16 protein-coding genes are annotated in these 13,848 nt (G+C 37.7%); all 16 read left to right on the top strand.

Going from position 1 to position 13,848, the window contains the following annotated elements; genetic code table 11:
* Nucleotides 1-30 precede the first annotated feature (30 nt).
* The 16 genes from JWP71_RS16780 to JWP71_RS16855 all read left to right on the top strand — a co-directional run bounded on the left by JWP71_RS16780 (nt 31) and on the right by JWP71_RS16855 (nt 13,846).
* Nucleotides 31-1,119, top strand: coding sequence for a hypothetical protein (locus tag JWP71_RS16780; protein WP_299502368.1), 1,089 nt, complete (start codon nt 31-33; stop codon nt 1,117-1,119).
* A gap of 9 nt (nt 1,120-1,128) precedes the next feature.
* A complete protein-coding gene (locus JWP71_RS16785; RefSeq protein WP_299502370.1) occupies nt 1,129-2,064 on the top strand; it encodes an STING domain-containing protein in 936 nt (311 codons plus the stop codon).
* Between the two features lie 43 nt (nt 2,065-2,107).
* On the top strand, nt 2,108-2,278 hold the full coding sequence (locus JWP71_RS16790; RefSeq protein WP_299502372.1) for a hypothetical protein: 171 nt from the start codon (nt 2,108-2,110) through the stop codon (nt 2,276-2,278).
* Nucleotides 2,279-2,390: 112 nt separating this feature from the next.
* Nucleotides 2,391-2,558, top strand: coding sequence for a hypothetical protein (locus JWP71_RS16795; protein WP_299502374.1), 168 nt, complete (start codon nt 2,391-2,393; stop codon nt 2,556-2,558).
* A 175-nt stretch (nt 2,559-2,733) separates the two neighbouring features.
* Nucleotides 2,734-3,174, top strand: a complete 441-nt coding sequence (locus JWP71_RS16800) for a hypothetical protein (RefSeq protein ID WP_299502376.1) — start codon at nt 2,734-2,736, stop codon at nt 3,172-3,174.
* On the top strand, nt 3,171-3,725 hold the full coding sequence (locus tag JWP71_RS16805; protein ID WP_299502378.1) for a hypothetical protein: 555 nt from the start codon (nt 3,171-3,173) through the stop codon (nt 3,723-3,725). The genes JWP71_RS16800 and JWP71_RS16805 overlap by 4 nt, the downstream gene beginning before the upstream one ends.
* Before the next feature lie 2 nt (nt 3,726-3,727).
* On the top strand, nt 3,728-4,159 hold the full coding sequence (locus JWP71_RS16810; protein WP_299502381.1) for a protein-export chaperone SecB: 432 nt from the start codon (nt 3,728-3,730) through the stop codon (nt 4,157-4,159).
* A 145-nt stretch (nt 4,160-4,304) separates the two neighbouring features.
* Nucleotides 4,305-4,634: a helix-turn-helix domain-containing protein gene (locus JWP71_RS16815; RefSeq protein ID WP_299502384.1), complete on the top strand. Its 330-nt coding sequence runs from the start codon at nt 4,305-4,307 to the stop codon at nt 4,632-4,634.
* 486 nt (nt 4,635-5,120) lie between these two features.
* A complete protein-coding gene (locus JWP71_RS16820; protein ID WP_299502387.1) occupies nt 5,121-5,516 on the top strand; it encodes a plasmid mobilization relaxosome protein MobC in 396 nt (131 codons plus the stop codon).
* On the top strand, nt 5,498-6,763 hold the full coding sequence (locus JWP71_RS16825) for a relaxase/mobilization nuclease domain-containing protein (RefSeq protein ID WP_299502390.1): 1,266 nt from the start codon (nt 5,498-5,500) through the stop codon (nt 6,761-6,763). The genes JWP71_RS16820 and JWP71_RS16825 overlap by 19 nt, the downstream gene beginning before the upstream one ends.
* Nucleotides 6,764-6,773: 10 nt before the next feature.
* Nucleotides 6,774-8,711 (top strand): conjugal transfer protein MobC, encoded by a 1,938-nt coding sequence (mobC, locus tag JWP71_RS16830; protein ID WP_299502392.1) that lies wholly within the window; start codon nt 6,774-6,776, stop codon nt 8,709-8,711.
* Between the two features lie 378 nt (nt 8,712-9,089).
* Nucleotides 9,090-9,959, top strand: a complete 870-nt coding sequence (locus JWP71_RS16835; protein ID WP_299502394.1) for an RteC domain-containing protein — start codon at nt 9,090-9,092, stop codon at nt 9,957-9,959.
* Nucleotides 9,960-10,131: 172 nt separating this feature from the next.
* Nucleotides 10,132-10,647: a hypothetical protein gene (locus tag JWP71_RS16840; protein ID WP_299502396.1), complete on the top strand. Its 516-nt coding sequence runs from the start codon at nt 10,132-10,134 to the stop codon at nt 10,645-10,647.
* 38 nt (nt 10,648-10,685) lie between these two features.
* Nucleotides 10,686-11,024 (top strand): DUF4134 domain-containing protein, encoded by a 339-nt coding sequence (locus tag JWP71_RS16845; RefSeq protein ID WP_299502398.1) that lies wholly within the window; start codon nt 10,686-10,688, stop codon nt 11,022-11,024.
* A 15-nt stretch (nt 11,025-11,039) separates the two neighbouring features.
* Nucleotides 11,040-11,354 carry a DUF4133 domain-containing protein gene (locus JWP71_RS16850; protein ID WP_299502400.1) on the top strand — a complete coding sequence of 105 codons (315 nt, stop codon included), beginning with the start codon at nt 11,040-11,042 and terminating at the stop codon, nt 11,352-11,354.
* Between the two features lie 2 nt (nt 11,355-11,356).
* A complete protein-coding gene (locus JWP71_RS16855) occupies nt 11,357-13,846 on the top strand; it encodes a TraG family conjugative transposon ATPase (RefSeq protein WP_299502402.1) in 2,490 nt (829 codons plus the stop codon).
* The last annotated feature ends 2 nt before the right edge of the window (nt 13,847-13,848 follow it).

Consider the following 13,848-nt stretch of genomic DNA (forward strand, 5'->3'; position numbering starts at 1 on the left):
TATATAATCAAATAAAGATATTAAAATGTAATGAATTATGCATTTTTTAATATAAAATATCATTGGCAAGGTTTTGGCCTAAGCAGAATATCGCTAATTAAAACATTGATTATGGCTAATTTGAATTACACACGACGACTTGAAAACTTACAAAACAGAAGGTATGACCCATTAGAACATCGGGTTGTTAATTTATCAGAATCTTTTTCTAAGGCTTACATACCTGAAAATCTGAAATACCTAATCGAATCTATGCGGCCGATTGATAAAAAGTATAACGATAAAACGTTAGAGGCGGCAGATAATGTAATGGGGCATTTAGAACGTGGTCTGCAATTATCATTTAATAGGGACTATCGAAAACAAGGCTCCGTTATGGCTGGCACCCACATCAAGTTATATAGTGATGTTGACTTATTAGCTATTATAAATGACTACTGTTTTCTTGAACCAGCGCTGTGTCCTCCGCAATCGCCATATCAAGGCGTTCCCAGCAGCGACATAGAAAGTTTACGTACTCAAGCCACGGCTATTTTAAAGCGGCAATACGATGATGTAGATGATAGCGGCACGAAATCAATTGCCATTTTCAATAAAAACCTTCGTAGAAAGGTGGATGTGGTTTTTAGTTTTTGGTATAACACTACGGAATATGAGCAACGCCGGAACGAGTACTTTAGGGGCATTTATTTGTTTGACTTTCCGAAAAAGAGCAAAATATTAGATTATCCTTTTGCGCATATTAACAACATTAATCAAAAGGGTGACAGTACCAATGATGGTTCCCGTAAAGGGATTCGCCTCCTAAAAACTTTAAAAGCTGATAGTGAGGCTGATATTAAACTGAATAGTTTTCAGCTTACAACCATAGTTCATAACATCGACAATTCATCATTGTATTATTACACAAGTCGCGAGTTAGATATTGCTAAAGTTATGTCTTTAGAAATGAATCGACTTATTACCGATTCCACCTATCGCAAATCTGTAAAAAGCCCGAACGGCATTGAAAATCCATTATCGGACGATGCTTGCATCACATGCCTAAAAGCATTAAAACGTGATTTGGATTTGCTAATTGAGGACTGTAATGGTGAGGCAAAAAATTTATTCTATTAACTTATTAACATGGATTTAAAACCAAGGATTTTTATAGGTTCTTCAGGGGAAGGGCTTGAGGTAGCCAAATATGTTAAAAGCTATTTGGATCTCGATTTTGATTGTTATTTATGGACAGATGATATCTTTAAATACAATGAAAGTGTTTTAGAAACTTTGCTAAAAGAAGCCAGTTTATTCGATTTTGGGCTATTAATTGCTACTAAAGATGACTTTCTTCAATCTCGAAACAATGCGTTTGATGTTGCGAGGGATAATGTTGTTTTTGAATATGGCTTATTTCTGGGTAGGGTTGGTTCGTCAAGGGCGTTTGTCATTCAGGAAGAAGGAACTAAGCTTCCATCAGATTTATTTGGTATAACAACACCGCGATTCAAAAAAGAAATCGACTTATCGCAATCGCAAAGCCTAAACAACGAACTACGTAAAATACGCAATACTATACTGGAAAAAATGTCTTTGGGCGAATTAAGCTTATTGCCGTCCACCGCTTTGGCGATTGGGTATTTTAACAATCTTGTTGCTATAACTTGCGAAACACTGTGCTCCAAAGGAAAAGTTGAAGTAAACGGTAAGATATTCAACCAATTTGAATTTAATATTGTAATGCCTGGCGATTTGGATGCAGATATTAAAAAAAGAGCGGCTTTGTTTTTTCGTAAAAACAACCTGCATCAGGTTCCCTTAGAAACGCATGGCAGGAGCTATCCGATTTTTGTTACTTATGGTGACAACCAAGATATTTTAAAAATATACGATATGCCAACAACCTTGAATGGCATTGACAAAGCCATTGAAATGTTTATGCGTAAAGGGCATATTGGCAAATCTGCACAACAAAAACTACTTGAAGAAAGGGAGTTAAGGAACTTTCAGCGAACGCTTCAACTATTAATCGATAATGATGCTTACTGCAAGCATATAGTTAAAATAATAGACGAATAATAAACTAACCTATCAAAAAGACCTGAATGGGGGTATAAAGATTATGGCAAGAAATGCACCAACTGATGATGGACATAGAATTGGAGATGTTAAAGATCGCGTAGAAGTATTCACTCCAGGTAATGAAAAATGGACGAAGATTGATACAAATACAAACAAGTTTATGGATCAAAAATCAGACGAAACCCCTTTTAAGGGTGTTACCCAAAAGTAAAAAAAAGAGCCGATACGGATAAAGAGAAAATACCGATGGCGTTTAATTAATTTCTCAGAGGGTTTATGTGTTCCTGCCCTAATTCAACAAGGAGAATTAACACTTATGAGTTATGAAAAGCCCAATAGGTACTACAGCAAGTACCGGTCATTCATGTCCTGAAAGTGGTGTGTGGCGCGTAGTTGATACTCCTACGACAACTGCACCGATTGCTAAAGGTAACACTATGCCCCCTTATGCTGGCAAAGCTGTAACCTGGCGATTAGAAGCTTATGCTTAACCCGATAATGGGGAGATTCCATATCTCCCCATTATTTAACATTTAATCACTTTATCCCCTTACTATAGTTTATTTAATTTCCATATTTGCAATAAATTTACTCTTCGCTTTTGATTCTAATAAATATGTGATATTTATTGCTGTAATATTTTTTATTTTAAAAATTTAACTATTATTGCATGAAACTAAATCACTTTTCTTAGGCATGTCGATTTTAACTACTAAATCAGATGAAAGTATTATTGCCTCAAACAAACTCATTAAAGCTTCGTTGTTCTCTTCAAGTATTCATTGTGCATATTACGGATGTGTACAATTAATGCTGCACTTATTACGTTCGCATTTTGGGAAGACTGAATTGCAAATTTATAATGAAGGCAAAACCGGATCAAAAGAAAGTGGTTTCCATATTTGGTTACAAAATGAAATTTTTGTAGAGTTTATGAGACTAAATGGCACAGATGCCGCAAAATTTAATTCAAAAATAAGAAGCCTTAGTACAGCACGTGCTAAAGCTGATTATAGAAATGAAACAATTATAGATAATGAAGCTCTAAAAGCGTACGATATGTCAGTAGACGCAAAAAGGCTTTTAGTTAAACATTTTGTATTATGAACTCAAAGGAATATATAGTATCTCGAATTGATGAATTAGCTGAAAATTTCCCACTGGTGAAATTTAGCTATCAGTTAGATAATTATAGTGAAACTCATTTTATTGAGGTATTGCCGAAGGATTTTTTTGAGCTTTATGATGATAGTTTTGTAAATCAGCAAAACAAAATTGTATTGGCTTTTATAAAAGAGTTTCCAGATGAGGCATTGGCTTTTATTACTGAGGATGACCTTTTCAAGGTTGACCAGCCTTCTTATGTAAAATGTGGTGCAGCCTATAAAAACTCATTGGAGAACTTATCATGGAATCATGAGAATTTGAATGATTTGCTGACCGATTTCACGCCAGATATTCAAAACTCATTTGTATTTAAACAGGAAATCCGACAAATTAAACAAAACCCGGTTAATTGTACTTTCAGTTTTCATGAAAATCTTGAGCATACCGATTTTCAGTCATTTACAAATAACCTCCCATCTGAATCAAAAAATACAGATACTGTTATCAATGACGGAATTACTGATGAATCAACGTACTATTTAGCGGCGTAATTATGGCAGGCCAGTCTATGTTCCGATTGTCAGAAATTTATTTATTGGAAAGTATATTTAAACGAGTTGCAAATGTTGATTTTAAGGAGCCGACTTTTAAAAACAGTGCTAATATTTCTGTTGAACATCAGGTTCTTGAGAACGACTCCCTGCAAATCACAGTGACATTAGATTTCAAAGCTGGTAAAAGTCGTGTAAAAGAAATTTCTGCAAAAATAAAAATGATTGGTATTTTTATATGCGATACAGACCCCATAATACCAATTGATCAATTTGCTGTAGCGAACGGTCCAGCAATAATGTTCCCTTTTTTGAGAGAACACCTGGCATCAATAACGTTAAAAGCCGGGATCAGTCCCATTTTGCTCCCATCCGTTAATTTTATAAGGCTATCCACAGAAAATAAAGCTAAAAAGAAGCTTCCTAACGCGTAGGTAATATATCAACTAAAGTATAACTCCAAAGTTCATCAGAATTTCCTCATACACACTTCGTAATAATAAAAACACCTACCTCGTACATGAGGTGTGATAAACATATTTTAGCCTTCCCCACATTTGCCACAGTAAAATTTAAGCTATGGCAAATTACAATGAAACTCAGAACGACTTTCCAAAAGTTCACAGGGATCAATTGATAACTGTTCAGGACTTGATTGATTTTAAACAGCAACTTATTGGCGACATTAAGAAATTGCTAAAAGAACAATCCGGGCATCCGGGCCACCAATGGCTCAAAGCTTTTGAAATTAAAAGAATGCTACGCTTGTCGGAAAGCAAGCTTCAAATCCTACGGGATAAAGGCGTTATTCCTTTCAAAAAATTGGGTGGTGTAACGTACTATAATCTGGAAGAAATCGAAAACCTGATGCACTCAGGGACATTAATTGATCAGATGAAAATGGCATGAAGCGGAAGGCAAAACGGATCATTCAGCACCTACCAAAAGCGTCCCAGGCTAACTTCAAAATCAGGGGTCAAGACCCGAACGGATTTGGTGTCAATGTGCCTCCGGACAGGTTTGTGGTACACGTCTATTTTGATCAAAAAGATTTGGCGGAATGTGCAGAGGTGTTCTTATCGGAGCAGGAATTATTGCAATGGAAAACGATCAAAGGCGCGCCAATTCGGAACTGGAAAGTCTGTGCGGCTGACTGGATTTTTGATCATCGGCAGCGAATGAAGCGGAGGTCCAGACTATCGCCATATTATTGCGAATCAATATGAGTAGGGATGTTTAACAAATCCAATCGAGGACTTTGAAAAGAGGAGATTGCCTCTTTCAGCAATCAGCAAGATGTACGTTTGTAATACAAACGAAATCTTGCCCTCCCTTCCGAAGTCAGTCCGGGACATGGAAAAATCCTCCGAAGTCGGATTTTTAAAGATTTTGATAATGGAAAATCAAGGAGAAAATAGGTCAAGAATATTGCTAACGAGATTGAAACCGGCAGAGTTTACTTTGCTGGACAGCCGGTTTAAGAAGACACGGTTCCGAAAGTTAAGTGAGTATATAAGGAGCGTGTTACTCGAAAAACCGATAACCGTAACCTACCGCGATAAGTCAATGGATGAGGTGTTGGAAGAGCTTATTTTGTTGCGGAAAGAACTCAACGCTATTGGTAATAATTTGAACCAGGCGGTACGTAATATCAATAGCGCCCACGGCCATGCTGACACCCGGTTGTGGGTCAATTTGCTTGGTGTAATTAACAGTAAACTGGAGCCGTCCATCATCCAAATTAAAGATCGGATGAACAAATATGCAGATATATGGTCGCAAAAATTATAAACGGAAAAAGTCTTGTCGGCGCATTGAATTACAATGAAAATAAATTGCGAAATGATAAGGCGCAGCTTATTGAGGCGAGCGGGTATTTCAAGGATTTGGAAGATCTGAATTTCTATGACAAGCTGTTACGGTTGACAGATTTGGCATCAAGGAATGAAAGAACTAAAACCAATACCGTCCATATTTCTTTGAATTTTGCTATCGGTGAGCAGCTTGAAAAGCACCTGCTTCAGCAGATTGTTAGTGATTATATGGAGCAGATCGGGTTTGGTAATCAGCCTTATTTGGCCTATCAGCATTCTGATGCCGGGCACCCACACGTTCATATTGTTACCACCAATATCAAAACATCGGGCGAACGGATAAGCCTGCACCTGTTGGGGAAAACCAAATCAGAAACAGCAAGGAAAGCGATAGAAATTCAATATGGCTTGCAACAGGCCGGCAACAAATCCAATGAGCTAAGGCTGCCGGAAAGGATACCATTAAAACAGGTTAGCTATGGGAAAACAGAAACTAAAAGGGCCATAACCAATGTGGTTAGTGAGGTAATGAAAAGTTATAAATTCACCAGCATACCCGAATTAAACGCAGTACTTAACCAGTTTAATGTAACCGCAGACAGAGGCTCTAAAGATTCAAGGATGTATGAAAAAAACGGACTTGTTTATTGGATACTGGATGAAAAGGGCAACAAGCTTGGCGTACCAATAAAAGCCAGCAGCATTTATGGGAAGCCCACTTTAAAAACACTGGAAGATCGTTTCAGGCTAAATGAAGTATTACGCAAACCATTGAGGGAGCAATTAAAAAATGCCATTGATGCAGTGTTGTCTAAACCTATTAACAAAGCAAAATTCCGACAAGATCTTCATCAAAAAGGGATACAGGTAATATTCAGGCAAAACGAGGAAGGCCGATTGTATGGGGTAACTTTTGTGGATCATCAAACTAAATCTGTTTTTAATGGCAGTGATCTCGGTAAAGCCTATAGCGCGGCCTCATTTATAGATCGCTTTGCCAATACAGATAACCTCAAAAATCAGCCTTCTACCGTAGCTAAAGATACTGGTAGCAGTAATGACAATATGAATACCATAAAAGATAATTCAGGCAGCCAGGGCGACTTTAATTCAGGTAATACATTACTGGATAATCTCTTTCAGGAAGAACATCAGGATATGTCTGCTTTAGGACGGCTACAACAAACAAAAAGGAAGAAGAAACGAAAAGGACACTCACTATAATTCAATTATTATGCAAACAGGTGAAAACGAACAGGCACTAAGAAAGATCATTGATTTTACCAGGCTACTGAGTTTAGGGGTATTGCTGATCCACTTCTATTTAAGCTGTTATCCGGCATTTATGCAATTGGGGCTAACAAAACCCATAATAAATCACGTACTGCTGCCCATTTCTAAAATGTTGATTTTCAGGGAGGTGATGTATGCGAAGCTTTTTGCTTTGTTTCTACTACTGGTTTCATTAGTGGGCAGTAAGGGTAAAAAGGATGAAAAAATCAGGACAAAAACGATAATTACGTATTGCATTACCGGGTTGTTGTTATACTTCATCAGTAATCTAATATTGACATTAGATTACCCGGCTTATACTATTGCCATCCTTTATATTGGTTTGACTTCATTAGGATATATTCTCTTGCTTTCGGGTGTTAGTCTGCTTTTTAGAATGTTGAAACTGACCTTAGGTAAAGATATTTTCAATAAGGACAACGAATCGTTTCCCCAAGAAGAAAGGCTACTTGAAAATGAATACTCCATCAATCTACCGGCTATCTATAATCTAAAGGGTAAAAGCCGCAAAAGTTGGATCAACATTATAAACCCTTTCAGGGGAACGTTAATTGGCGGCAGCCCAGGATCGGGGAAGTCATATTTTGTAATCCGGCATGTGATCACGCAGCATATTCAAAAGGGTTTTACCATGTTGGTATATGATTTTAAGTATGATGACCTTTCTAAGATCGTTTACAATGCCCTGCTAAAATATGGGCACCTGTATAAAGTAAAACCATCACAATACATCATCAACCTGGAACAGATCATGCACCGTGCGAATCCGTTAGAACCGGAAACCATGCTTGATATAACCGATGCGATAGATTCCAGCCGTACTATCATGCTGGGCCTTAACCGGGAATGGATAAAGAAGCAAGGCGACTTTTTTGTGGAATCACCGATCAATTTTATTACCGCTATTATGTGGTTTTTAAAAAAGTATGAGGGTGGCCGCTATTGCACCTTACCCCATGTTATTGAACTGGCAGAGGTCGAATACCAAGAACTTTTTGAAGTTTTATTACAAGAGCCTGAAATTGAGGTGTTGATCAATCCCTTTGTTTCAGCATGGAAAAATGAAGCTTACGAACAATTGGAAGGTCAGGTGGCCAGCGCGAAGATCAGTTTGGCCCGATTGTCCTCACCGCAATTATACTACGTATTGAGTGGTAATGATTTTTCATTGGATATTAATAACCCCGAGGAGCCTAAAATAGTTTGCCTGGCGAATAATCCGGTAAAATCACAGGTCTATGGTGCCGTTCTGTCTTTATATATCAACAGGATCAATAAGCTGGTCAATCGTAAGAATCAGCAAAAGTGCAGCATGATCTTCGATGAGTTCCCTACCATTTATTTTAACGGGATAGATAATCTCATCGCGACAGCAAGATCAAATAAAGTCGCTGTCACATTAGCTGTACAGGATTACAGCCAGTTAAAAAAGGATTATGGGCGTGAACAGGCAGAAGTAATCTTAAACATCGTAGGTAACGTGATTTTTGGTCAGGTAACAGGCGACACCGCAAAACAACTGTCAGAACGATTTGGCAAGATCAACCAGGAGAAAGAAAGTATTTCTATTAATAGTTCGGATACCTCTGTTAGTAAATCTGTGCAATTAGATTGCGCTGTACCAGCTTCTAAAATATCAGGGCTTTCATCGGGTGAATTTGTGGGGATGGTTGCTGATGACCCGGATAACAAAATTGACCTTAAAACTTTTCATAGTGCTATTCAAAACGACCACGATGCCATAAAAAAGGAAGAAGAATTGTATCAGCCGATCCCATCGGTGAGGGAGGTAGATCAAGCAGAGGTCTTAGCCAATTACCACCAAATTAAAGAGGACATTAAAGTGTTGGTAGAAACGGTTTTAAGTCAGCTTTGTTGAATAAAGCAAATATTTCGCTTATATATTCACAAGCAAGAAACCCATAGTACTTGTCTATTTCCGATATTTAATTCAACTATGAATTCTTTAATAGGTCCTATCGAGAAGGAATAATAATAAGTCATATTCATGAACGAATCCTAGCTGCCAAAACGAAAAGATCTTACAGTAAAATAACTTACCATTTAAATCGTTAATAGTCAGTAGTTTATTCATGTCTTGAATAACTTCCACTTTGCAAAGCAAGATTATAACTTAAAGGATTACTTTCCTCCCTAACTCGTAGTCTTTTTATTTATGTTAAAGCATATTAAATATAGAGCCTATAGCATCAGACATTACTCCATATAATATTTCTTTCACCTGATACTATTATCTATGAGAAAATTTGCGGAGCGGTTAAATAGCGCACTTGAAAACCAATTAAACGAGGTTTCTTCAAACGGGGAAACATTAGCAGAGCGATACAGGGCTTCTATTATGCTTTCAAAAAAAGCGTTAGCCAAGCTTAAGAACTATATCCATAGCTATTCCTTTGAAAATACAGAGGACGAAATTCATTTCTTTAAAAAAGTAAAACCTCAGTTTTATAACCGGTACATTTATTTTATAAATGTATATAATCTCATTATGCAAAAGCCGCTTGGTGGAGATGAGATCTTGAAAGAATACATCAACATTGAATTGACTGATTTAAAACGGTTTTTTGACCACAATCAAGCATTTTATCAATATTACAGGTCCGGGTCATGCAAAATGGATGAAGTCTATTTTACCCGTGGTGGATTCGATGTTCATGTGGAATTAGATGATTTTGAAGATGATGAAGTTTATTCTACCAGTCATGATTATAAATTATCTAAGATCATAGCTAACGAAAAATATCAGGATTATCTCAACCTTGAACTGGTGAATATAAATAACAATGTCAATCATGCACAGGATATCACTCTTGAACTTCCCCTTACGTGGACTTCTAATAAAACGGACATGGTAGAGCTGATCTATGCTTTGGTTGCTTTGGGAGTATTTAATAACGGGAATGCGGAAATTAAATCAGTGATCAATTTCTTTCAGCATATTCTACAGGTGGACCTCGGGGCCTATTATCATAAATACACGGATATTACCCGAAGGAAAAAAGAACGCACTTGCTTTTTGGATAAACTCAAAGTTGCACTTTTAAGGCGAATAGATGAAAAATTCGCCCTTGATGAACCCATTCAGCAATCAATGCACTTTAATTAAAACCTAATTGCCATAAAATAGTCGGTTTAATAGGTTGATCTAAGCATAATCTCCTAATATTTCAAATAAAAAACACCTACCTCATGTACAAGGTGTGAATTTTAAAATGTTGACGGCCGCACCTTTGTTTCCAGGTTACCGCATGGAGTGGCAACTTTTAAACTAAAATCCTATGTTGTCTTCAATTTCCTGGCAGCACTATTTGGCAGCCATAATTATTCTCGCCCTCATTTATTACGGGTATGTAGTACTTCGTTATTACCAAAAAGAAATTAGCAACTTGTTTAATCGCAAGCAACCTGCCACTGCATTATTCTCAAATGCTCAAACCGGCTCCTATCAGGTTATGGGCAATGCGAAATTAGATAATGGAGTAACCATAACCGAATCTCAGGACTTGGTTTTTTCCGAACCGTTAGAGGATCATCCGGCAGCAGGTGCAACCAGTGCAGCGGACATTACCCCATCGCAGGAATTAGCGGTTGAGGCCGGTAATTTAATAGACGCTTTTAAAGAGATTGATAACAAGCCGGAGTTTATAACCCTGCTTCGGATATTGATCGGATCTTATAAAAGATATAAGGATGAAATTGATTTGCCCACAACGCTAAACCGAGTTGTGGAATTATCCAAAGAAAAACTAATGTTTCCTATTGCCTTGACGGATTTGCAAGTTAGCTGGGCATAACGCTTATTAAATCTATAACCCATTTAAAATTGATCATTATGGAATCTCAAAAAACAAACCTCCGTTTTAGAACGGTAGCCTTTTTCAAGCAGGTAATAGCAATAATCTCCTTTTTACTGATTAGCCTGTCACTTTACGCTCAAGATGGTAACGCTGGCATAACCCAGGCTACGACACAGGTTAAGGGTTATTTTTTAACCGGCACCAGTTTAATGTATGCTATCGGGGCGATCATGGGCTTAGTTGGTGCAATAAAAGTTTTCAAAAAATGGAATGATGGTGAGCATGATACGGGCAAGGTAGCTTCCAGTTGGTTTGGTAGCTGTATTTTCCTTGTGTTAGTGGCGACAGTTTTAAAATCTTTTTTTGGAGTATAAGCTAAATAATAGATTATGGCAATGTATCAGATCAACAAGGGTATTAACAAACCCTTAGAGTTTAAAGGACTTAAAGCACAATATATTGGTTATCTCGCAGTAGGGCTGGTTATACTATTAATTGGTTTTGCGGTCATGTACCTGATAGGCGTACCTGTTTACTGGTGCATTATTATAGTTGCTGGATTAGGGAGTGCCTTATTTTACCAGGTATTCAGGTTAAGCCATAAATACGGAGAGCATGGTCTCATGAAGAAAGCAGCCAAACATTATCTGCCCAACCATTTAAAATTCAGCTCCCGGAGGATTTTTTTACGATTAAAACAATAATCATGGCTTCACATAGCAAAGCGGAACAAGTATTCCCGATTTATAAAGTTGAACATCAATGTATGATCTCAGCGCAAGGCGATTTGACAATTGGTTACAAAGTCAATCTGCCGGAGATATTTACATTATCTAATGACGAGTACCATGCTTTCCATGAGGTATTGATCAAGGCCCTGAAATTGCTTCCTAAAAACAGCATTTTTCATAAACAGGATTGGTTTATAAATGACCAGTATGAAGCCGTCTTTTCACAAGATAGCCAGGAAAATGTTAAAACATTTTTATCTCATTCGAGTGAGCGATATTTCCATGAAAGGGCGTATTTACATCATCATTGCCATATCTATTTGACTAAAAAGCCGGATAAATTTAAGCGGTATTCAAGCGGGGTGAGTTTGCTGATGCGTAAACGCATTGTTCCTGTTCAAACAACTTGTGAGGAGTTGTTTAGGGATTTTGAAGACAGCGCAGGTCAATTCATAAGAGTTTTGGAAGATAGTGGGTTAATATCCTTAACAAGGTTAAATGATGACGAACTGACCGGAACGATGAAGGTGCCCGGAATTTTAGAGCAATATTGTTTCCTATTGAATAAAAATCAAGCCCCTGTTTTAAAGGATATTCATATCGAGGACGAGATCAGGATCGGCGATAATCATTGCCAGCTTTACACGCTAAGTGATGCGGAAGACTTGCCCGCGCTTTGCGGCCCGAGGATAACCTATGATAAATACAGTACCGATAAAACGAAATTCAGTACCGGTTTTGCTACACCTATTGGCACCCTGCTTAGATGCAATCACTTGTATAACCAATATATCTTTATTGGCGATAGCCAACAAACCTTGAAAAAACTGGAATCCAAAAAGCTTCGGCTTCAATCCCTGTCAGCCTATTCGCGGGAAAATGCGATTGGACGCGATGCTACACACGAATTTTTAAATGAAGCAATTAGTCAGCAACGGTTACCTGTTAAAGCACACTTTAATATTTTAGCGTGGACGGATAACCCGGCCAATTTAAAAGATCTTAAAAATAGGGTGAGTTCTTCGCTGGCTCAAATGGATGCGCAGCCGAAACAGGAAACAGATGGAGCGGCGCAGATCTGGTGGGCGGGATTACCAGGTAATGAGGCCAGTTTTCCAATGAATGACACCTTTGATACCTTTGTTGAGCAAGCTACCTGTTTTCTTAATCTCGAAACTAATTATCAATCCAGCATTAGTCCTTGCGGTATTCGCCTGGGCGACCGCCTATCAGGTAAACCTGTTCACGTTGATATTAGTGATGCCCCTATGACCAAAGGGATAACCACTAACCGCAATAAATTTATTTTAGGTCCATCCGGCAGCGGCAAATCATTTTTTACCAACCACATGCTGCGCAGTTATTTTGAACAAGGCTCCCATGTGGTTATCGTAGATGTTGGACATAGCTATCAGGGTTTATGTGAATTTGTGGGTGGCTATTACTTCACCTATACCGAGGATGAGCCGATCAGCTTTAACCCATTCTATGTTCCCGAAGGCGATACCCTGGACACGGAAAAAAGAGAAAGTATAAAAGCCATGATCCTGGCCTTATGGAAGAAGGAGGACGAGGATGTGCAAAGGTCTGAATATGTAGCTATATCAGATGCGCTGTATCATTATTATGAAAAGCTAAAAATCGAAACGGACATATTTCCTTGCTTCGACAGCTTCTATGATTTTTTATCAAATGAGTTTTATGAAACAATGAAGCAATCAAAAGTGAAAGATATTCGTTTTGATATTGACAATATGCTGTTTGTATTAAAACCATACTATAAAGGTGGGGAATATGCCTATCTGCTAAATGCAAAAGAGAACCTTGATTTACTACAGAAACGCTTTATTGTCTTTGAATTAGATAACATTAAAGATCATCCAATTTTGTTTCCAGTTGTTACCCTAATTATCATGGAAACATTTGTTTCTAAAATGCGGAAACTCAGTAAGGAGACCCGCAAAATGATTTTAATTGAAGAAGCCTGGAAAGCGATTGCACGGGAAGGCATGGCAGAATATATCAAATACCTGTTTAAAACAGTCCGCAAATATTTTGGTGAAGCAATCGTGGTAACACAGGATATTGAAGATATCATAAGTTCACCGGTAGTTAAACAAGCCATTATCAATAACAGCGACTGTAAAATATTGCTTGACCAGCGTAAATATCAAAATGACTTTCCTAAAGTTCAACAGCTATTAGGGATCACGGATAAGGAAACAGCGTTAATAATGAGTATGAACAGGAATAACGATGAGAAACTACAATATAAAGAGGTATTTATTAGTCTAAATGGCCAATTATCCAAAGTTTACCGTACTGAGGTAAGCCGGGAGGAATACTGGACTTATACAACGGAATCGTCTGAGAAAGCAAAGGTGCAGGCCTACACTAAAAAATTAGGAAATGTTCGCTTGGCTATCGCAGCCATTGTAAGAGAAGAATTAGAAAAAGCAGCTTAATT

Source organism: Mucilaginibacter sp. (assembly GCF_028287845.1).
Lineage (GTDB): Bacteria > Bacteroidota > Bacteroidia > Sphingobacteriales > Sphingobacteriaceae > Mucilaginibacter.

Coding starts and splice junctions, on each gene's coding strand:
- JWP71_RS16780 (WP_299502368.1), top strand. CDS start 31: ATGAATTATGCATTTTTTAATATAAAATATCATTGGCAAGGTTTTGGC.
- JWP71_RS16785 (WP_299502370.1), top strand. CDS start 1,129: ATGGATTTAAAACCAAGGATTTTTATAGGTTCTTCAGGGGAAGGGCTT.
- JWP71_RS16790 (WP_299502372.1), top strand. CDS start 2,108: ATGGCAAGAAATGCACCAACTGATGATGGACATAGAATTGGAGATGTT.
- JWP71_RS16795 (WP_299502374.1), top strand. CDS start 2,391: ATGAAAAGCCCAATAGGTACTACAGCAAGTACCGGTCATTCATGTCCT.
- JWP71_RS16805 (WP_299502378.1), top strand. CDS start 3,171: ATGAACTCAAAGGAATATATAGTATCTCGAATTGATGAATTAGCTGAA.
- JWP71_RS16810 (WP_299502381.1), top strand. CDS start 3,728: ATGGCAGGCCAGTCTATGTTCCGATTGTCAGAAATTTATTTATTGGAA.
- JWP71_RS16815 (WP_299502384.1), top strand. CDS start 4,305: ATGGCAAATTACAATGAAACTCAGAACGACTTTCCAAAAGTTCACAGG.
- JWP71_RS16820 (WP_299502387.1), top strand. CDS start 5,121: ATGGAAAATCAAGGAGAAAATAGGTCAAGAATATTGCTAACGAGATTG.
- JWP71_RS16825 (WP_299502390.1), top strand. CDS start 5,498: ATGGTCGCAAAAATTATAAACGGAAAAAGTCTTGTCGGCGCATTGAAT.
- mobC (WP_299502392.1), top strand. CDS start 6,774: ATGCAAACAGGTGAAAACGAACAGGCACTAAGAAAGATCATTGATTTT.
- JWP71_RS16835 (WP_299502394.1), top strand. CDS start 9,090: ATGAGAAAATTTGCGGAGCGGTTAAATAGCGCACTTGAAAACCAATTA.
- JWP71_RS16840 (WP_299502396.1), top strand. CDS start 10,132: ATGTTGTCTTCAATTTCCTGGCAGCACTATTTGGCAGCCATAATTATT.
- JWP71_RS16845 (WP_299502398.1), top strand. CDS start 10,686: ATGGAATCTCAAAAAACAAACCTCCGTTTTAGAACGGTAGCCTTTTTC.
- JWP71_RS16850 (WP_299502400.1), top strand. CDS start 11,040: ATGGCAATGTATCAGATCAACAAGGGTATTAACAAACCCTTAGAGTTT.
- JWP71_RS16855 (WP_299502402.1), top strand. CDS start 11,357: ATGGCTTCACATAGCAAAGCGGAACAAGTATTCCCGATTTATAAAGTT.